The sequence below is a fragment of the Intrasporangium zincisolvens genome, assembly GCF_034724055.1.
Classification (GTDB): domain Bacteria; phylum Actinomycetota; class Actinomycetes; order Actinomycetales; family Dermatophilaceae; genus Monashia; species Monashia zincisolvens.
This window is the reverse complement of sequence record NZ_JAWIIL010000002.1, coordinates 244,909-264,206: the sequence shown is the minus strand read 5'-3', so window position 1 is coordinate 264,206 and position 19,298 is coordinate 244,909. Positions and strand designations below refer to the sequence as shown.

The window sequence follows — 19,298 nt, the reverse complement described above, 5'->3', positions numbered from 1 at the left end:
GTGACACGTCGGGGCCGCGAACCGTTCCACGCCCCGACGCGTCGGCACCCCTACGCGCTCGGCGGTGCGGGCGGGTCGGAGCGGGGGGCGTCGTCCGGCGTCGTGCCCGACGGCCCGCCCGGCGTCGAGGACGGCGCCGCTGCCGGGTGGGTGGCGGACGTCGGGGTATGCGTCGTGCGGGCTACGCCGACGATGCCGGCCTCGGCGAGGATCGCCCGGCCCTGCTGGGCGAACTTGTGCTCGCAGAACACCTCGTACTTCGTGGCGACGACCTGGCTCACCGAGGAGAAGTCGCGCGCCCCGCGGGTGAAGGAGTAGCCGACGAGCGACCAGATGAGGCCGAACGCCGCGCCGTACCCGACGGTGAGCAGCAGGAGGCTGAGGGGGTTGGACGTCTGGGTGAAGAGCATGAGGATGAGGCCCACGAACAGGCCGAGCCACACGCCGGACAGCATGCCGCCGAGGGCGACGCGGCCCCACGTCAGACGCGCGGTCACCCGTTCGAGCTGCTTGAGCTCGGTGCCGACGATGAGGCAGTTCTCGACCGGGAACGCCTTGTCGGACAAGGTGTCCACGGCTCTCTGGGCGTCCTCGTACTTGTCGAAGATGCCGAGCGACATGGGGTAGTCGAGGGAGAGCGTCGCGAATCGTGGCCGTCCCCCCGGCCCTTTCGGTTGCAGGCTCATACGTCCATCCTCGCATCCCGGGTGCTGCGCTCAGGGCACCTCGGGGCAGGTCGGACCTCGGGGCATCTCGCGCCCACGGCCTCAGGCCTTGAGCTTGTACTCCTCGACGAGGCGACGGCCGATGATCATCCGCTGGATGTCGGCGGTGCCCTCGCCGATGAGCAGCATCGGCGCCTCGCGGTAGAGCCGCTCGATCTCGTACTCCTTGGAGTAGCCGTAGCCGCCGTGGATCCGGAAGGAGTCCTCGACGACCTGGGCGCAGTTCTCCGACGCGAGGTACTTGGCCATGCCGGCCTCGAGGTCGTTGCGCTGGCCGGAGTCCTTCGTGCGGGCCGCCTTGACCATCATCTCGTGGGCCGCCTCGACCTTGACGGCCATGTCGGCGAGGCGGAAGAGCACCGCCTGGTGGTCGACGATCTTCTTGCCGAAGGTCTCCCGCTGCTGGGCGTAGGAGACGCCGAGCTCGAAGGCCCGCCGCGCGACGCCGCAGCCGCGGGCTGCGACGTTGACGCGGCCCACCTCGACGCCGTCCATCATCTGGTAGAAGCCCTTGCCCGGCTCGCCGCCGAGGATCTGCGCGTCGGTGGTGCGGTGCCCGTCGAGGATGAGCTCGGTCGTGTCGACGCCCTTGTAGCCCATCTTCTCGATCTTGCCGGGCACGGTGATGCCCTGGGCGGTCTCGCCGAAGCCGGCCTCCTTGTCGACGAGGAAGGTCGTCATGTTCTTGTAGACCGAGTCGGCGCCTGTGTCGGTCTTGACGAGGACGGCCACGAGGTTGGCCGAGCCGCCGTTGGTGAGCCACATCTTCTGGCCGTTGATCGTCCACTCGCCGTCGTCGCCCTTGACGGCCTTGGTCTTGATCGCGGACACGTCACTGCCGCAACCCGGCTCGCTCATCGAGAAGGCGCCGCGGATCTCACCGGTGGCCATCTTTGGCAGGTAGTGCTGCTTCTGCTCGTCGGTGCCGTGCTGGAGCAGCATGTAGGCGACGATGAAGTGGGTGTTGATGATGCCGCTGACGCTCATCCAGCCGCGGGCGATCTCCTCGACGCACAGGGCGTAGGTGAGCAGCGACTCGCCGAGGCCGCCGTACTCCTCGGGGATCATCAGCCCGAAGATCCCCATCTCCTTCATCCCCTCGACGATCTCGGTCGGGTACTCGTCGCGGTGCTCGAGCTCGGTCGCGACCGGGATGATCTGCTCGTCGACGAACTCACGCACGAGCTTGACCAGCTCGGTCTGCTCCTCGGTGAGGCCGTCGGTCTGCTGGAGTCGGGACATGCTCGGATCGCCACCTTGCGTCTGGGCTGCATCGTGCCGGGGTCGGCTGCGACCGAGTATGCCGCCGCGTCGCTCACCCTCGCAGCGCCCTCGCGTGTGAGGGTGCCCACCTGTGTCGTCGGTCACCAGGGCTGGCCGAACCCGACCTTCTTCGAGGCGACCGGACCCTCGAGCGTCGACCGCTGGCTGAAGTCGCCGCCCTTGAGGCCGGAGGTGACCGAGCGCAGCAGCTCGGTGCGGGTGGCGGTGGGGCTGCCCTTGAGCGCCTGGAGGAACATGTAGGTGAACGCGCCGTTGGAGCGGCCGTCGAAGGTGGCGTCGGCCGCCGTCTGGTCGGGCTTGCACGCGGCGAAGAGCACCGGCTTGGCGCCGGCTCGACGGCCCTTGGTCAGCTCGACGAGGGCCTTGCGGTCGACGGTCCGGGGCGGCGCGAGGGCACGGATCGAGCGGACCTGCTCGAGGCCGGCCGGGGTCGGCGGCGGCAGGAACCGGGGCGCCCGGCCCAGGACGGCGGCCTGCATGACCTCCTCGAGGTCGCGCAGCCCCGTGCCGCTGTGGCACGTGTCGAGGAGCACCTCGAGCAGGACGCCGCTCGGCACCGACGCGAACAGGTCGTGCAGCTCGTCGTCGACGATGACGGTGTCGCGGTCCCACTGGTTGCCGCGCTGGCGGATGTCGTGGCACGCGAACGCCTCGTCGAGGCCGTCGGGCTCGTAGTCACCGCCCGGCTCGTTGGGCACCTGCGTGCCGTGGCTGGAGAAGGTGAAGACGATGGTGTCGCCGGCCTTGGCCTTGCCGACGAGGTCGGTGAGCGCGGCCATGATGTTCTTCTTCGTGGCGTCGGCGTCGGTGAGGACCGTCGTGTTGCGCGCGGTGAACCCGAACGCGCGAAGTCCTGCCGCGACGTCGTTGGCGTCGTTGACGCAGCCGTTGAGCCAGCTCGTCCGCGGGAGCGACGCGAACTCGTTGATGCCGACGCAGAGGGCCTTGCGTGCCATGGCCGTTCCTTCCTACTTCGAGGGGTGGAGGTGACGCGGGTGGTGGTACGGGTGGTGCACGTGTCGGTGGAGTTTGGGTCGGGCGAGGCTGCGGCTCAAGCGGTTTCGAGAACCGCATCGGGCCGCGCGTAGACGACGTAGGCGAGCCAGGTGGGGTCGCCCGCCTCCCGGGCGGCGGTGCGCGCGGCGGCGGTGGCCCGCGACATCGGTGTGCCGCGGAGCAGCTCGTCGTAGAGCGTCTCGACGAAGACGCGGGCCGGCTCCTCGTGCACCGACCACAGGCACGAGACGAAGGCCGACGCCCCGGCGTCGAGGAAGGCCTTGGCGAACCCGCCGACGGTCGTGAACAGCTCGCCGCCACGCCCGGTCTGACAGGCGTTGAGCACGACGACGGGCCCGGGCTGCCCGGCCGCCCACGCGACGTTCTGCGAGACGTCGGTGGAGGTGAGGAACTCCTGTAGCACCTCCTGCCCCCGGCGCCGCCCCTTGAGCAGCACCTTCGCATCGGCGATCTCTGCAGCGTCGGCGGCGCCGTGACCGGAGAAGTGCAGCAGGTCGAAGGACCCGCCACGCAGGACGCGCTCGACTCCGTCGGGCGTGGCGGTGACGGGCCGCGCCCCGAAGCGCTCATGCAGGTACGCGGCCTCGAGCAGGCCGACGTCGTTCTTGAACATGGGGTCGGCGTACTCGGGGCAGATGGTGCGGGCCCTGCCGGACCGGACCCGGATCCGTTGCGGCGGGAAGCTGCCCAGCTGCCAGCGCACGAGGCCCCCCTGGGCCAGGAACCTCGGCTCCACCCCGCGCTTGCCGCGGGCAGGCTTGAGGTGGAACAGCTCCCAGGGCACGTACGGCTCGTCCGTGTAGACGATGAGGTCGGTGACGCGGTCGCGGTTGGCCCACAGGTAGGCGCGCATGTCCTCGGGGAAGAACTGGTCGAACAGGAGCGAGCCGGTGTTCTGCAGCTGCTTGAGGCGCCGGGAGTCGGTGAGGTCGGGGTCGCGGATGACGTGCTCGACCTCGGCGATCCGCTCGCGCACGAAGTCGTCACGCCCGACGACGGGCTCGGACTCGAACAGCCTCGGCTCCTCCCCCGGCACGAGGCGCACCGCGTAGGAGTAGACCCGGTCCCCGTTCGGCCGTCGGCACTCGACGATGTCGAGGCAGGGCAAGCCGTCGAGCTCGGGTGCGTCGATGCCGGGATGCACCGTCGCGCTCACCGGCGGCGGCGTGAGCACCGACGCGGCGCCGGCCGTGGCCTCGAGCGTCACGTTCGCCACGGGCACCCAGCCCTGGCGCAGCACGACGGCAACCGCAACCGGTCCGTCGGCGAGGGGGCGCGCGGTGAACGTCAGCTCGCTGGCCCAGTCGCCGGACGGCAGGCCGAACACCTTCGGCTCGCGCTCGAGCACCTCGACGTTGTCCTTGGCGAGCACCTGCACCGACACGGGCCGTTCGGCGACGACCTCGACGGTCTCGGTGACGCTCGCGGTGCCCTCGGTGGGGGTGAGCCGGCCGCGGGCGAGCCGGACCCGCACCGTGAACACCTGCCCAGGCGTCAGGACCGACGGCATCTCGGCCCCGAGGCTGGCGCGGGTCGTGGGCGCCGCGGCGGGCGCGGGAGACGGCGGCTCGGCGGGCCTGCTGCTCGTCGTCCGAGGCGCAGTGATCCGGTCCAGGGCCCTGCGGACGGCGCGGGCCAGGCTCGTCCCCAGTCCCCGCCCCGCGGCGACACGCGGCGGGGCGGGTGCGGGCACGGTCGGCGCGGGCGGGATGGCACGGGAGTCCGCCGGTGCGGGCGGGGGCGGCGCGGACGGGGGCGGCGCGGACGGAGGCGGTGCGGGCGGGGGCGGCGCGGACGGAGGCGGTGCGGGCGGGGGCGGCGCAGGTGTGGGCGGCGCCGGAGCCAGGTCGCGCGGCCCGCCGCCGTCGGGCTCGGCACCGACCTCCGGCGGCTCGGCACCCACGGCGGGTGGCATCCCCTCGGCGCCGCCGGTCATCCAGCCAGGCAGGGACGCGTCGTCGCCGCCACCCGCACCGAGGCCGAGCGGCAGCCACTGCGACAGCGCACCGATGACCTCGAGCTGCGCGAAGTAGTCCACGTGCGTGACACGTCCGTTGCTGCCCAGAGCGAGCGAGTCGCGCACGTAGCCACCGCTCGGCGGGCCGATCGCCGACATCGACGCGACGTCGACGACGAGGTCGTTCGGGCCGTGGAAGAGACCGTCGAGGAACCCCTCGGCGAGCCAGGTCGCGAGCTCCTTCGGCAGCCGCGACGGCGCGTCGTGCCCGTCGAGGGTCGCATGGAAGTCGCTGCTCACCACGTACCAGCTCGTGCCGGGGGCCGGCTGGCCCGGCTGGACGGCGTTGAGCTCGGTGACGAAGGGGCCCCCCGGCACCATCGCCGCGAGCCCGGGCACGGCGGCGTGCTCGCCGCCCGAGGTCGCCGCCGCAGCGAGCACCTTGACGAGGCCGCCGACGGCGCGCACGACCCCGCCGACGACCGCCGCGAACGGTGCGGCCCCGGGCACGAGCCCGAGCCCGCTCGCGGCGATGGTGACGAGGTTGATGTAGAGGTCGACGAGGTCGTGCCAGCGCGACGGGTCGGCCAGATGCGTGCCACCGTGGGTGGACGCGACGAACACAGCGTTGTCCACCGTTGCGCCCCAACCGGACCCGGGCAGGACCTCCTCGATGAACGACCGTGTCACGAGGCCGCCGCGGCTGTGCGTCACGACGTCGATGACGAGGTCGTCGCGCACGCCCGGTACGCGGAGCCGGTCGAGCAGGTCGCGGGCGTTCTGCTCCGGGTCGAGGCTCAGGGTGCGGTGGTCGTAGCCGACGACGGCGTCGTAGGCCTCGACGAGAGTGCGCACGAACCCACCGGCTCCGGGGGCCAGCGACAGTGCCCCGAAGGCCCCGGCGGTCGAGGAGAAGGTGCCGTGCACGAGCAGCAGGACGCGCGGTGGGCGGTCCGTCGGCAGCGGGACTCCTGCGAGCGTGTCGACGGGGCGCCACTCCTCGAGCGGCTCGCCGGTGACGTGGACGAGGCCGGTGCGGGTCGAGGCCTCGAGGTGGTCGACGACGTGGCCGAGCAGCGGCGCGACGAAGCGCAGGACGATCGCCTCGGCAGCCCCGTGGACGAGGTCGCCGATGAGGCCGCGCTCTGCCGCAGGGGTCCCGACGCCACGCGTGGCCCGCCCGCTGCGAGGGGCTCCTCCCCTCGGGTGGGCCGGACCCACCGGTTGCACATCGATGCGGAAGCTCACCGTGCGTGGCCCGTCGCCGAGGTCGCGCGTGCGTTCGGCGGGCAGGTGCCAGGACCAGACGCCGTCGCGTTCGACGAGGACGACGGCGTCCTGGTCGGGGGCGACGTCGACATCGATCGCCACTGTCCCCACGCGGTTGGAGGTGGAAGCATCGAGATCACGGGTCACGCTCGGGGACAATGCGATCCGCTGCACCACGTCGAACTCGTCGCCCTGCAGGGCAGCGACGACGCCCTCCTTGCGCGCCGCGTCCGACGACGGGAGCGGCAGGTCGCGCGTGCGGTCGGGCACGGGGACGGCGTCGTAACCCGGTGGCGTGTGAATGCGCACTCCCCCATCGAAGGACGCGGACGGCATTCCTGGCTCACCTCCGAGACGAACCTGCTCCTTGCCACGGTAGAGCCGCGGCGGGTCACTTTGATACGGATCGCGCCAAGAGGGCCCCGCACGGGGAGTGCTCCCCATTCCGCGCGGGACCGGACGCCCCTACGGTCGGGCGCGGGGTCCACAGGGGGATCCCGTCGACGAAGGGACACACGATGGGTTCGACCACCTCCGCGCACCGGGCTCCGGCGCCGCGGGCCGCACGCCTCGTCACGGCGCTGCTGGCTGCACTCGCCCTGACGGCCGTGGCCGTCATCGGGCACGACACCCCGGCCCAGGCCGTCAGCTCGCTGACGACCCGCCAGCTGCAGCAGGACCTCTGGGGCCTGCTCTACTACTCCGGGCCGATCGACGGCGTCAACGGCTCGGGCACGAAGGCCGCGGTGCGCGCCTTCCAGAAGGACAACTGCCTCACCCAGGACGGCGTCGCCGGCGCGGCCACCCAGCCCAAGGTGATCGCCAAGGTCAAGGCCGTGCAGACCAAGGCGGGCGCATCGGCCGACGGCGTCTACGGCCCCGTGACGACGAGCAAGGTCAAGGCGTACCAGAAGGCGCACGGCATCCCCACGGGTGGCCAGGCCGGCCCGCAGACGATGAAGGCGATGGGAATCAAGCGGGTCCTGTCGTGCACGCCCACCCCGCCGCCCAGCGGGGGCTCCACGGTCGGCGGGACCATCTCGCGCACCGAGGTGCTGGCCCGGGCCAAGTACTGGACCGACCGACGCGTGCCCTACAGCATGAACCGCTACACCGGCGACCCGCAGGGCCGCCAGTACCGCACGGACTGCTCGGGATTCGTCTCCATGGCCTGGCACCTGTCGTCGGCGCTGTCGACGGTGACGCTGCCGAGCGTCTCGCACCGCATCACCAAGGGCGAGCTGCGCCCCGGCGACGTGCTCCTCAAGGGCGGCCCCGGGTCGGCGGGCGCGTCCGGTCACGTCGTGCTGTTCCGCGGCTGGGCCAACTCGGCGCACACGTCGTACTACGCGAGCGAGGAGTCCGGCTCGCACGGCGCCATCGCGCGCACGGTCCCGTACCCGTACTTCTCCGGCTACGGCACCTTCCTGCCGTACCGCTACGGCAAGATCACCGGCTGACGCCGGACCGCGCACCGGAAAACCGGTTGCGTCACCGTGTGCCGCCGCGCCAGTCTCTACCCGAGCGCGGCGGCACACGGCTGTCCACACCGACCCAAGGAGGGTGACATGTCCATCACGGTTCCGGGCACGCCTGCCCAGTTCACTTCTTCCTTGGAGTTCCCTTGTCTTTCAATGCATTCCACGAGGACGAGTACGAGGTATTCGATCCTCGGCTGACCGACGGCCGGCCCTCCGACCGCGACGTCCAGCAGCTCGCCGTCGACACCGACCCCGACGGCCCTCCCGAGGGTGAGCGGTGGTCGTCCTGGGACGGCGCCACGCACGGCCCCAAGCCGCGGCCCGACTGGGTCATCACCGACCTCGGGGCCGTGGAGTCCGACCTCGGCGTCCTCAAGACCGGCAAGGAGGCCGATGTCCACCTCGTGCGACGGTGGGTGCCGGGCTCGCCCGAGCGCGACGTGCTCATGGCCGGCAAGCGCTACCGGTCGAGCAAGAACCGGCTCTTCCACCGCGACTCGGGCTACCTCGAGGGGCGGCGCGTCCGGAAGTCGCGCGAGACACGGGCCATCCGTACCCGCACCTCGTTCGGCAAGGAGCTGATCAGCGGCCTCTGGGCCTTCGCCGAGTTCGAGACGCTGGTGCGGCTCTGGCACGAGGGGCTGCCGGTGCCCTACCCGGTGCAGATGTCCGACGACGAGATGCTGATGGAGTTCATCGGCTCCCCAGACGGGCAGGCCGCACCGCGCCTCGCGCAGACCCGTCCGGACCCGGAGCTGCTGCCGGCGCTCTTCGAGCAGCTGCGCGAGGCGATGCTCCGGCTCGCCGAGCTCGGTTGGGCGCACGGCGACCTGTCGCCGTACAACGTGCTCCTCGAAGGTGAGGGCGAGGCCTCGCGCCTCGTCCTCATCGACTGGCCGCAGGTCGTCGACGTCATCGGCAACCCGCACGGCCCGGAGTTCCTCGAGCGCGACGCCCGCAACATGGGCGACTGGTTCACCCGCCGCGGCTTCGAGGTGGACCACGGCCTGCTCTTCGGCGACCTCATGGCCGCCGCGACGTCCCGCTGGTGACACCGGCCGGTGGGTACGGGACGGCCCGGCGGGGGCCACGCGTTCGTGGCGTGGCCCCCGTCCTGGGCCGTCGCTCGAGGCACGTCAGCCGTCGGCGTCGGTGAGGAAGTCCGCGGGGTGGCCGAACTTTCCCGAGTGCACGAACTCCTCGAGCGGCAGGCGCGAGCGCGGGAGCCGGGCCCGGGTCCGCACCCAGTCGGGCATCTGCTCGTCCTCACCGCCCCGGGCGGGCAGCCCGAGCGCGATGCCGGTCGTCACGGCCCAGTGGCGCGGCACCGCGAACGCCTCGGTGGCGGCGCGGTGGTCGAAGCCACCGAACTGGCGCACCTGCAGGCCCATCGAGCGGGCCTGCACCGTGATGTGGGCGACGGCCTGGCCGAGGTCGAACATCGCGTAGTCGCTGTAGGACACCTCGTGGTCCTCGTCGGTGGCCACCTGGTGCAGGGTGAAGACGATCGCCGACGCCGAGGGCGCCCACACGCGGTTCGGCGGGGTCAGCACCTCGAGCATCGCGTCGTGCGTGGCGTCGCCTCGGCGGCCGACGATGAACCCCCAGGGCTGGGAGTTGCCCGCCGACGGCGCCCACCGGGCGGCCTCGAGGATGGCCCGGAGCGCGTCCGGGGACAGCTCGTGCTCGCGGTCGTAGACCATGACGCTCTCGCGGTCGCGCAGCAGCGGCGTCAGCACCTCGGGCTGGGCCGTCGTCGTCTGCGACGCCGCCCGCCCCGGCGTCACCGTCTCGTCACTGCTCTGCTCGCTCACGCGTCCACCGTCCTCTCCACCACCTCAACGACGCCGCGCGCCCGGACCTTCCCGGCGGGGCGTGACGGCGCCCACGACGCCCACGCCGCCTCTCGGCGTGCTGTCGCTGCGTGGTCAGTACGCGCGGCCGACGACGGCGAGGACGCCGTCCGCGTCCTCCGAGTCGGGCACCGACCCGTCGGGCATCGTCAGGCAGCGCACCGTGACGGCCGACGCAGCGAGGCGCGCCTCACCCTCGACGCCGAGGGTCGCCCACGGAATCGTGGCCCACCCGGTGCGGGCGGCCTCGAGGGCGTCCTCGACCGTCGTCACGGCACTCGTACCCGTGTCGCGGCGCGTGAGCGCCTCGGCGTAGAGGGCGTCGTGGTCCTCGTCGAGCGCGGCCGTCACGGCCGGGACCAGTGCGCCGAGCAACACCGGCGTCTTGCCGCCGGCCACCCGTCGCACGACGGTGACCGACCCCTCGGCGAGGTCGCGCGGACCCACCTCCACGCGCACCGGGATGCCCTTGAGCTCGGCGTCGACGGCGCGTCGTCCGAAGGCGGTGTCGGTGCGGTCGTCGAGCTCGGCCCGGACGCCGGCGGCGAGGAGGTCGGCGACGACCTGGCGGGCTGCCTCGGCCACGCCCTCGCCGTCCTTGACGACCATGACGAGCGCCTGCACGGGCGCGAGCCGCGGCGGCAGCCGCAGGCCGGCGTCGTCGCCGTGACCCATGATGAGGCCCCCGAGCATCCGCGTGGAGGTGCCCCACGACGTCGTCCAGCACAGCTCCTGGCGGCCCTGCTCGGACAGGTAGGTGATGTCGAAGGCGCGGGCGAAGTTCTGGCCGAGCTCGTGGCTCGTGCCCATCTGCAGGGCCTTGCCGTCACGCATCATCGACTCCAGCGCAAGGGTGTTCGTCGCACCGGCGAACCGCTCGCGCGCGGTCTTGACGCCGAGCACCACGGGCATCGCGAGCGTCTCGCGCATGAACGCCGCGTAGACGTCGGCGTGGATCCGCCGGGCGTAGGCCCGTGCGTCCGCCTCCGAGGCGTGCGCGGTGTGCCCCTCCTGCCAGAGGAACTCGCTGGTGCGCAGGAAGATTCGCGGGCGCAGCTCCCACCGCACGACGTTGGCCCACTGGTTGAGCAGCAGCGGCAGGTCGCGGTAGCTCTGGGTCCACTTGGCCATGTACTCGCCGATGACCGTCTCGGACGTCGGGCGCACGACCACTGGCTCCTCGAGCTGCTTGCCACCGGCGTGCGTCACGACGGCGAGCTCGGGGCTGAATCCCTCGACGTGCTCGGCCTCGCGCTTGAGGTAGGACTCGGGGATGAACAGCGGGAAGTAGGCGTTGCGGGCGCCGGCCTCCTTGATGCGCCGGTCCATGTCGGCCTGCATCCGCTCCCAGATCGCGTAGCCGTACGGTCGCACGACCATGGTGCCGCGCACCGGGCCGTTGTCGGCCAGCTCCGCCTTGGCGACCACGTCCTGGTACCAACGGGGGAAGTCCTGCGACTGCGGGGTCAGCACGCTCTTGGGCATGCGCTCGATCCTAGGGTGGCGGTGCACGCTCAGGCGTCGCGGGCCTCGCGGATCGTCGCGCGCAGGAACGCCTGCCACGCCTCGACGCCGTCCGTCAGCTCGCCGACGCCCCCGTGGTCGCGCAGGATCGCCGTCGTCGCGTCGCGCGTCGGGGCGTCGAGCTCGCCGGTGGTCTGCACCCCGGAGCGTCCCCACACGTGCACGCACATCGCCTGGATCGCCTGCACCTGCGCACCGGAGCGCGGGATGAGCCGCGGCACCCCGCCGGGGCCGAAGCGTCCGCTGTCGACGTGGATGTGGTTGGAGTGCGACGCGTCGAAGAGGTAGGTCAGCACGTCGGCGAAGTGCAGGTGCAGGCCGGCGGCCACCTGCCAGTAGGTGCGCATCCGGCGCCGCACCTCGGCTGCGGTGTCGTCGCGCCAGCGGTCGTAGCGCAGCGAGGCGACGTCGGCGCCGCCGGTGCGCAGGCGGGCGATGTCGAGCGCCTGCCCGGAGTGGTGCCACGACGTGCCCGTGCCCTGGGTCCACCCGCCGTAGGAGTGCAGGGCGTCGGGGCGCTGGCCGGTCAGGGTGCGGTGGGTCGTCATCCACGCGGCAAGCGTCGCCGCGAAGGCGTCCTGCACGTAGTACGGCGTCGCACGGCCGTCGACCTCGTAGACGTGCGCCGCTCCCCCGATCGCGGTGCGGCGCCGGAGCGTCTCGCGGTCGAGCGCCACCGGGTGCGAGCGCGACTCGGGCGTCATCGTCACCGGGGTGTCGGTCCCGGTCGCCGAGGCCAGGGCCCAGCCGCCCCCGGCCACCGCGGCGACGCCCAGGCCGCCGAGGACGAGGGCGCCCCGACGCGTCAGGCGCAGGGGCGGCTCCCCGTTCGGTGCCACGCGGCGCCCTCCCGACGGCCGGGGTCCCGACGCGGGAGGGCTCGGTCGGCGCGTCTCGGACGTCGTCACCACCCCAGTCTCACCCGAGCGAGGCCTCACCGGGAAACCTCGCCCCCGCGTGGCGCGTCCGAAATGTCCGTTTGCCTGCCGCTGGGTCGTCGCGATGTCACAGTCGTGGGCCGGCGCGTGTCCACCCGGTGAAACCCGCGCCGGACGCTGCGATGATCGCGGTACCCGGCCGCCGACCCCACGGACCCCGAGGTGATGACCGATGACGACGCCCCCGACGCCGAACCGCCCCACGGGTGGTGCGGTCGACTCACGCGACGCGGCGACCGCCGTCTTCGAGCAGCACCGCGGCTCGCTCGTCGGCGCCGCCTACCGGATCCTGTCGAGCCACAGCGACGCCGAGGACGTCGTGCAGGAGGCGTGGCTGCGGTGGCGCGAGGTCGACCTCGACACGATCGACGAGCCGCGCGCCTACCTGCTCACGGTGACGACGCGTCTGGCCCTCAACAGGATCCGCCAGCTGCGTTCACGTCGGGAGGCCTACGTCGGGCCGTGGCTGCCCGAACCGGTCGCGACCGACCCCCGCGACGACGGCGCGGCCGCCGCCGAGCTCGCCGACGACGTGTCGATGGCGATGCTCATCGTCCTGGAGTCGCTCAGTCCCCTCGAACGGGCCGCCTTCGTGCTGACCGAGGTGTTCGGCATGCCGGCACCCGAGGTCGCCACGACCCTCGACCGCTCCCCCGCCGCCGTGCGCCAGCTCGTGCACCGCGCGCGCTCGCACGTCGAGGCCCGCCGCCCGCGCGGCGTCGTCGACGCGGCACGCCACCGGCAGGTCGTCGAGCGCTTCCTCGCCGCCGCGACGACCGGCGACGTCGATGCGCTGTTCGAGGTGCTCGCGCCCGACGTCACCCTTGTCAGCGACGGCGGCGGCATCCGCAAGGCGGCGCTGCGCCCGATCCACAGCGCCGACAAGGTCATCCGCTGGCTTGCCGCCGTGATGAACCGGCCCGAGGCGCAGCTCGTCACCGGTGCGGAGATGCGCGTGGTCAACGGCGAGGACGCCGTCGTGTTCCTCACCGCCGAGGGGGTCGACTCCGTGTGGTTCCTCACCGTGGAGGGCGACCGGGCCGTCGCCCTGCACGGCGTGCGCAACCCGGAGAAGCTGCACGCCGTCACCTGAACGAGCACCAGGACTCGCGGCAACCATCACGGATCTCGTTCGTGGTGTAGACGTGAGAGTGATGACAGGGGTCACGGGCGTCACCGGCGCCACGACGGAGCACGCCTTCGCCGCCGTGTTCGATGCGAACGCGGCGCGGCTCGTCCGCTTCGCCGCATTCCTCGGCGCCGAGGACGCTGAGGACGTCGTGCAGGAGGCGTTCTGCCGGCTGTACGCGCGCCGCGACAGCTTCGACGGCGAGGTCCGGCAGGCGGGCGCCTACCTCAACCGCACCGTGCTCAACCTCGTTCGGGACCGCGGCCGGCGCCACGTGCGCACGGTGCGTGTCCTGCGGCTGCACCACCGTGAGGCCGAGCGGGTCGTGCCCTCGGTCGAGTCGCTCTCGCTCGCCTCCGACGAGGGTCGCCGGCTCGTCGCGGCGCTCGGCCACCTCCCCCGCCGCAGGCGCGAGGCCGTGACGCTGCGTTTCTGGCTCGACCTCTCCTACTCCGAGATCGCCGACGCCATGGGCACCAGCGTCGGCGCTGCCAAGTCGGCCGTGTCCCGCGGCATCGACGACCTACACCGACACCTGGAGCAGCCATGACCGTCACCGACAAGACCGACCTCCGGGACCTCTTCGAGCAGGCCGGCACCGCGCTGGACGTCGACACCGGCCGCCTGCGCGGCGGACTCGACGCCGCCCTCGACCGCCCCGGGTCCGGCACCCGGTCCGGCACCCGGTCCGGCACCGGGTCGACGCGGGCGCGCGACGCACGGGCCCGTGGCCCGCGGTACCTCACCGGTGTCGCAGCCGCCGGCGTGGCCCTCCTCACCGTCGCCGGCGGGGTGGCCGTGTTCCGGTCAGGCCCACCGGGCGACCCGTCCGCAGCATCTCGCCCCGCCGCGGTGCCGGCACCGGCCGGCGGCGGTGGCACCGACGCCGTGCCCGGCCTCTCGGTGCCGCCTCCGACGACGCGAGCCAGCGAGGTGGCGCCGCACGTCCTGCCGGTCACGCCGACCCTGCCCGCCGCCCAGCGCAGCATCGACAACGTGGAAACCGCCTCGGTTCCCGGCCAGGACGTCGTGCACGTCGAGGGGCTGCTCACACCCGTCCTCGCCTACGACAACGGCTACCGCGAGCGCATCTGGGCCCTCGCGCCGGCCTCGTGGGAGAGCGGGCAGAAGGGCGTCTGCCGGATCAAGGTCGTCTCCGGTGTCGACGTCGACGACCCCGGCATGTGGGACCAGAGCATCCTGTGCATGCCCGCCCCGCGGGCCGGCCGGCTCACCACCTCGGGAAAGGGCAGCGTCCTCTACGAGGACTTCGACTCGATCCCCGCAGAGCGCGGCAGGACCACCGCGCTGGCCGTCGTGTCCGCACGGGCGAAGGCGTGCACGGTGGAGGGCGGCGGCACGACGGTCCCGCTCGACCACCGCGTGCCGGTGGCCGGCACCGACTACGCCTTCGTCTACGGTCTGGTCGATCCCGACGAGCGCGGACTGCTCAGGCTCAGCTGCACCACCTGACCGGGCCGGCGCTCACGAGAGCGCGGCGATGGCGTCCGCGGTGGCGAGGACCTTGCGAGCCGTGTCGACGTGGAGGTTCTCGATGAGGCGGCCGTTCAGCGTCGCGACGCCTCGCCCCTCGGCCTGCGCCTGCTCGAACGCGGCGATGACGGCGCGCGCGTCGTCCACCTGATCGGGGCTCGGCGCGAAGACGGCGTTGGCCGGCTCGACCTGGCCCGGGTGGATGAGGGTCTTGCCGTCGAAGCCCATCTCGCGGCCCTGCCGCGCCTCGGCGAGGAAACCGTCGGCGTCCTTGACGTCGTTGAAGACCCCGTCGAGCACCGCCACTCCGGCCGACCGGGCGCCGAGCACCGCGAGCTGCAGGCTCGTCATGACGGCGGCGCGGCCGGGCGCGAACGTGGCGCCCAGCTCCTTGTACAGGTCGTTGGTGCCGAGCACGAGACAGGCGAGGCGATCTGAGGCGGCGGCGATCTCGGCAGCGTGCAGGATCGCGGCCGGCGTCTCGACCATGGCCCACAGTCGCGTGTGGTCCGGGGCCCCGGCCGCCTCGAGGGCCGCGACGAGGGCGCGCACCTCGTCGGCCGACCCGACCTTGGGCACGACGACGGCATCGGGGCCTGCGGCGGCCGCGGCGGCGAGGTCGGCGTCGTGCCACTGCGAGCCGAGACCGTTGACGCGGATCGTCACCTCACGCCGGCCGTACTCGCCGGAACGGGCTGCCGCACAGGCGTTCTCGCGGGCGGCGTCCTTGGCGTCAGGCGCGACGGCGTCCTCGAGGTCGAGGATGAGGGCGTCGACGGGCAGCGTCTTCGCCTTCTCGAGCGCCCGCTCGTTCGAGCTCGGCATGTAGAGCACGGAACGCCGCGGTCGGAACGTGGTCTGGTCGGGTCCCATTGCGGCTCAGGCCTCCTGGCTCGTGTCGGCCGGCTCGGCGTAGAGCCCGGCGAGGCCGGGGTCGGTGGCGGCCAGCCGCTCGGCCAGCTCGACGATGACGAGGCACTGCTTGAGGCTCGCGTCGTCCTCCATCTTGCCGTCGAGCATCACGGCACCCGTGCCGTCGCCCATGGCGGCGACGACGCGCCGGGCGTGGCGCACGTCCTCGACCGACGGGCTGAAGACGCGCTTGCCGATCTCGATCTGCACCGGGTGCAGCGACCAGGCGCCGACGCAGCCGAGCAGGAACGCGTTGCGGAACTGGTCCTCGCACGCGACGACGTCCGTGATGTCGCCGAACGGCCCGTAGTACGGGTAGATCCCGTGCATCGCGCAGGCGTCGACCATCCGGGCGATCGTGTAGTGCCAGAGGTCCTGCTGGTGCACCGGACGCGTCGCGTGGACGTCGTCGCCGGACGCGTCCTCGCGCACGAGGTAGCCGGGGTGGCCGCCGCCGACGCGGGTCGTCTTCATGCGGCGGTCGGCCGCGAGGTCGGCGGGTCCGAGCGACAGGCCCTGCATGCGCGGGCTGGCCCCGCAGATCTCCTCGACGTTGACCATGCCGCGCGCCGTCTCGAGGATCGCGTGCACGAGGATCGGACGCGTCAGCCCGGCCTTCGCCTCGAGCTGGGCCAGCAGCCGGTCGACGTAGTGGATGTCCTCGGCACCCTGCACCTTCGGCACCATGATGACGTCGAGCTTGTCGCCGATCTCGGTGACCAGCGTCGTGAGGTCGTCGAGCGCCCACGGGCTGTCGAGGGCGTTGACGCGGGTCCACAGCTGGGTGTGCTCGCCGAAGTCGGTGGCCTTGGCGATCGCGACGAGGCCGGCCCGGGCCGCCTCCTTGCGGTCGGCCTTGACGGCGTCCTCGAGGTTGCCGAGCAGCACGTCGACCGTGCCGACGAGGGCGGGGACCTTGGCCGCCATCTTCTCGTTGCTCGGGTCGAAGAAGTGGATGACCCGCGACGGACGGGCGGGCACCTCGGTGAGAGGAGCCGGCGCGCCCACCGCGAGGGGACGGAAGAAGTCCTTCGCGCTGCGCATGGCCGTCAACCTAGCGTCGGCCCGGCCGCGTCCGTTATGACCGCGCTCACGCCCGGCCGGCATGAGGCGCGGATCACTAGGGTGGGGCCTGTGACCGACGCCAGCACCCGACCGACCGAGGAGCCCACCCAGCCGGCCGCCAACCTCAGCGCCCTGCTCGGCGAGGCGATGGGCAAGTCGGGGCTGCTGTGGATCGACGTCGCCGACGACCGCGCCTGGCCGGCCTGGCACGTGTGGGACGACGGCGCCGCGCTCGTCGTCAGCGGTCCCGGCGAGCAGCCGCTGCCGTGGCTGCCCAAGGAGGTCCGCCTCGTCCTGCGCAGCAAGGACACCGGCGGCCGCCTGCTGACCGTCCGTGCCACCGTGCACGTCCTCGACCCCGGCACCGAGCAGTGGGCTCGCGCCGCCGACCTGCTCAAGGCCTCGCGCCTCAACGCCGTCGACGACTCCCTGACGCGTTGGGCCGCCGAGTGCACCGTCACCGCGCTCGTGCCCTTCGGCGAGCCGCTCGAGTCGCCCGGCGCCTACTCCGCCGACGCCCACCGCGCCGCCCCCGCGCGCACTGCCGCGACGACGACCGCCTGGCGGCCGTGGCACCTCGGCGGACGCGGCGAGGAGAAGGCCCAGCGCCAGCAGGCCCGGGCCGAGGAGAAGGCGCGACGCAAGGCCGCGAAGGAACGAGCCAAGATGCGCAAGCGACGTGGCGGACGTCGGCGTCCGTCGTGACCCCATAGCCTTGGGCCCATGAGTGGAAGCACCCGCGTCTTCGTCGCGCGCCTGACCGGCCTGAGCGTCTTCGACCCGCTCGGTGACCAGGTCGGGCGGGTCCGCGACGTCGTCGTCATGTTTCCCTCCGGCCGCCCCCAGCCCCGCGTCATCGGCCTAGTCGTCGAGGTGCCGGGGCGTCGACGCGTCTTCGTGCCGATGACGCGCGTCACCTCCATCGACGCCGGAGCCGTCATCACGACCGGCCTGGTCAACATGCGCCGGTTCGAGCAGCGCACCAACGAGGTGCTCGTCGCGGCCGAGCTGTTCGACCGACCGGTGCGCGTCAGCACCCCCGAGGCCGTCGAGGCCGGGTTCGCCGACGCCGTCGTCGAGGACCTCGCCATCGAGCAGGGCCCCCGACGCGACTGGCTCGGCGTCAAGGTGTTCGTCCGGCAGGTGTCCGGGGTCTCGTCGGCCTCCCGCGCCGTCTCGCGACTGACCCGGCGCCGCTCGGGCAAGACGATGCTCGTCGACATCCGCGACGTCACGGGACTGCACGACCAGGCCGCCGCCCAGAGCGCCGAGCGCCTCCTCGAGACCTACGACGACCTCAAGGTCGCCGACCTCGCCGAGGTCATCCACGACCTCAACCCCAAGCGTCGCGCCGAGGTGGCCGCAGCCCTCGACGACGAGCGTCTCGCCGACGTCCTCGAGGAGCTGCCCGAGGACGACCAGGTCGAGATCATCGCCGGTCTCGACACCGAGCGCGCTGCGGACGTCCTCGAGGCGATGGAACCCGACGACGCCGCCGACCTGCTCGCCGACCTGCCGCCCGAGCAGGCCGAGACGCTCCTGCAGCTCATGGAGCCCGAGGACGCCGCTCCCCTGCGCCGGCTGCTGTCCTACGACGAGAACACCGCCGGCGGCATGATGACGACCGAGCCCGTGGTGCTCGGCCCCGAGGCGACGATCGCCGAGGCCCTCGCCATGGTCCGCCGCGAGGAGCTGGCCCCGGCCCTCGCCTCGATGGTCTACGTGTGCCGCCCGCCGCTCGAGGTGCCGACCGGCCGCTACCTCGGCCTCGTGCACATCCAGCGGCTGCTGCGCGAACCGCCGCACGGCGCGGTCGGCAGCATCATCGACAAGGAGATGGAGCCGGTGCCGGCGAGCGCGTCGCTCGAGACCGTCACCCGCACCCTCGCGACGTACAACCTCGTGTCGCTGCCCGTCGTCGACGACGACGGACGCCTCATCGGCGCGGTCACCGTCGACGACGTCCTCGACCACATCCTCCCGGAGGACTGGCGTGAGGAGCGGCACGAGCTGGAGGTGCGCCCGTGAGCGAGCGAGCAGAGCGCCGCGGCGGATCTCGTTCGGGCCGCATCGACAAGCGCGACAAGCTCGACAAGCTCGACCAGCCGCGCGAGCAGCGTGCCCGGCTCCTGACGTGGTCGTTCTCGCAGGAGGCGTTCGGCGTCCTGTCGGAGAAGTTCGCCCGCTTCATGGGCACGGCGCAGTTCCTCATCGGCATGACGATCTTCGTCATCGCCTGGGTCGGCTGGAACCTCCTCGCCCCGAAGGGCCTCGTCTTCGACGAGTACCCGTTCATCTTCCTGACGCTGATGCTCAGCCTGCAGGCCTCCTACGCGGCGCCGCTCATCCTCCTCGCGCAGAACCGGCAGGCCGACCGTGACCGGGTGGCCCTGGAGCAGGACCGCGCCCGCGACGAGCGCAACCTCGCCGACACCGAGTTCCTGACGCGTGAGGTCGCCTCGCTGCGCCTCGCGCTGCGCGAGCAGGCGACCCGCGACTTCGTCCGCTCCGAGCTGCGCGGCCTGCTCGACGAGCTCGAGGAGCGCGCCCTGATCCATCGCGTCGACGAGCCGGCCGCCCCGCACCGCACCGAGTAGCCACCGGGGCGAGTGGCCACCGACCGACACGCGGGCGGCGCCGGACGCACCGG

17 protein-coding genes are annotated in these 19,298 nt (G+C 72.6%); 8 read left to right on the top strand and 9 right to left on the bottom strand.

The features are described 5' to 3' along the window. Positions 1-50 precede the first annotated feature (50 nt). The 4 genes from RY076_RS05625 to RY076_RS05610 all read right to left on the bottom strand — a co-directional run bounded on the left by RY076_RS05625 (position 51) and on the right by RY076_RS05610 (position 6,561). Entirely contained in the window at positions 51-686 is a 636-nt protein-coding gene (locus RY076_RS05625; protein WP_323096611.1) for a YflT domain-containing protein, read from the bottom strand. A gap of 81 nt (positions 687-767) precedes the next feature. Continuing rightward, positions 768-1,967, bottom strand: coding sequence for an acyl-CoA dehydrogenase family protein (locus tag RY076_RS05620; protein WP_323096610.1), 1,200 nt, complete (start codon positions 1,965-1,967; stop codon positions 768-770). 122 nt (positions 1,968-2,089) lie between these two features. Then, entirely contained in the window at positions 2,090-2,965 is an 876-nt protein-coding gene (locus RY076_RS05615) for a caspase family protein (RefSeq protein WP_323096609.1), read from the bottom strand. A gap of 95 nt (positions 2,966-3,060) precedes the next feature. Then, positions 3,061-6,561: a DUF7379 domain-containing protein gene (locus tag RY076_RS05610; RefSeq protein ID WP_323096608.1), complete on the bottom strand. Its 3,501-nt coding sequence runs from the start codon at positions 6,559-6,561 to the stop codon at positions 3,061-3,063. 209 nt (positions 6,562-6,770) lie between these two features. Between RY076_RS05610 and RY076_RS05605 the strand changes: the two genes are divergently transcribed. After that, the gene (locus tag RY076_RS05605) at positions 6,771-7,712 is read left to right on the top strand and encodes a peptidoglycan-binding domain-containing protein (protein WP_323096607.1); all 942 of its coding nucleotides are present in this window, start codon (positions 6,771-6,773) and stop codon (positions 7,710-7,712) included. Between the two features lie 164 nt (positions 7,713-7,876). Next, positions 7,877-8,785, top strand: a complete 909-nt coding sequence (locus RY076_RS05600) for a serine protein kinase RIO (RefSeq protein ID WP_323096606.1) — start codon at positions 7,877-7,879, stop codon at positions 8,783-8,785. 84 nt (positions 8,786-8,869) lie between these two features. Here the strand turns inward: RY076_RS05600 and RY076_RS05595 are convergent, their stop codons facing one another. From RY076_RS05595 to RY076_RS05585, 3 genes are all read right to left on the bottom strand, one after another. Then, the gene (locus RY076_RS05595; protein ID WP_323096605.1) at positions 8,870-9,547 is read right to left on the bottom strand and encodes a nitroreductase family protein; all 678 of its coding nucleotides are present in this window, start codon (positions 9,545-9,547) and stop codon (positions 8,870-8,872) included. A gap of 114 nt (positions 9,548-9,661) precedes the next feature. Beyond that, a complete protein-coding gene (proS, locus tag RY076_RS05590; protein WP_323096604.1) occupies positions 9,662-11,071 on the bottom strand; it encodes a proline--tRNA ligase in 1,410 nt (469 codons plus the stop codon). Between the two features lie 29 nt (positions 11,072-11,100). After that, a complete protein-coding gene (locus RY076_RS05585; protein ID WP_323096603.1) occupies positions 11,101-11,949 on the bottom strand; it encodes a hypothetical protein in 849 nt (282 codons plus the stop codon). 271 nt (positions 11,950-12,220) lie between these two features. Between RY076_RS05585 and RY076_RS05580 the strand changes: the two genes are divergently transcribed. From RY076_RS05580 to RY076_RS05570, 3 genes are all read left to right on the top strand, one after another. After that, positions 12,221-13,141: an RNA polymerase sigma-70 factor gene (locus tag RY076_RS05580; RefSeq protein ID WP_323096602.1), complete on the top strand. Its 921-nt coding sequence runs from the start codon at positions 12,221-12,223 to the stop codon at positions 13,139-13,141. A gap of 61 nt (positions 13,142-13,202) precedes the next feature. Continuing rightward, the gene (locus RY076_RS05575) at positions 13,203-13,727 is read left to right on the top strand and encodes an RNA polymerase sigma factor (protein WP_323096601.1); all 525 of its coding nucleotides are present in this window, start codon (positions 13,203-13,205) and stop codon (positions 13,725-13,727) included. Next, a complete protein-coding gene (locus RY076_RS05570; RefSeq protein WP_323096600.1) occupies positions 13,724-14,650 on the top strand; it encodes a hypothetical protein in 927 nt (308 codons plus the stop codon). Before RY076_RS05575 ends, RY076_RS05570 begins: the two co-directional genes overlap by 4 nt. 12 nt (positions 14,651-14,662) lie before the next feature. On the opposite strand, the gene RY076_RS05565 is transcribed toward RY076_RS05570, so the two are convergent. Next, positions 14,663-15,544, bottom strand: coding sequence for an HpcH/HpaI aldolase/citrate lyase family protein (locus RY076_RS05565; protein ID WP_323096599.1), 882 nt, complete (start codon positions 15,542-15,544; stop codon positions 14,663-14,665). 6 nt (positions 15,545-15,550) lie between these two features. Continuing rightward, positions 15,551-16,627: an HpcH/HpaI aldolase/citrate lyase family protein gene (locus tag RY076_RS05560; protein WP_323096598.1), complete on the bottom strand. Its 1,077-nt coding sequence runs from the start codon at positions 16,625-16,627 to the stop codon at positions 15,551-15,553. A gap of 90 nt (positions 16,628-16,717) precedes the next feature. Here RY076_RS05560 and RY076_RS05555 point away from each other — a divergent pair, with 90 nt between their 5' ends. Genes RY076_RS05555 through RY076_RS05545 form a run of 3 tightly spaced genes read left to right on the top strand, consistent with a single transcriptional unit; the run spans position 16,718 to position 19,245 of the window. After that, positions 16,718-17,353, top strand: a complete 636-nt coding sequence (locus RY076_RS05555) for a hypothetical protein (protein WP_323096597.1) — start codon at positions 16,718-16,720, stop codon at positions 17,351-17,353. A gap of 18 nt (positions 17,354-17,371) precedes the next feature. Next, complete coding sequence (locus tag RY076_RS05550; protein ID WP_076262613.1) at positions 17,372-18,676, top strand: magnesium transporter MgtE N-terminal domain-containing protein; 1,305 nt, start codon at positions 17,372-17,374, stop codon at positions 18,674-18,676. Further along, positions 18,673-19,245, top strand: a complete 573-nt coding sequence (locus tag RY076_RS05545; protein WP_323096596.1) for a DUF1003 domain-containing protein — start codon at positions 18,673-18,675, stop codon at positions 19,243-19,245. The genes RY076_RS05550 and RY076_RS05545 overlap by 4 nt, the downstream gene beginning before the upstream one ends. Positions 19,246-19,298 lie beyond the last annotated feature (53 nt).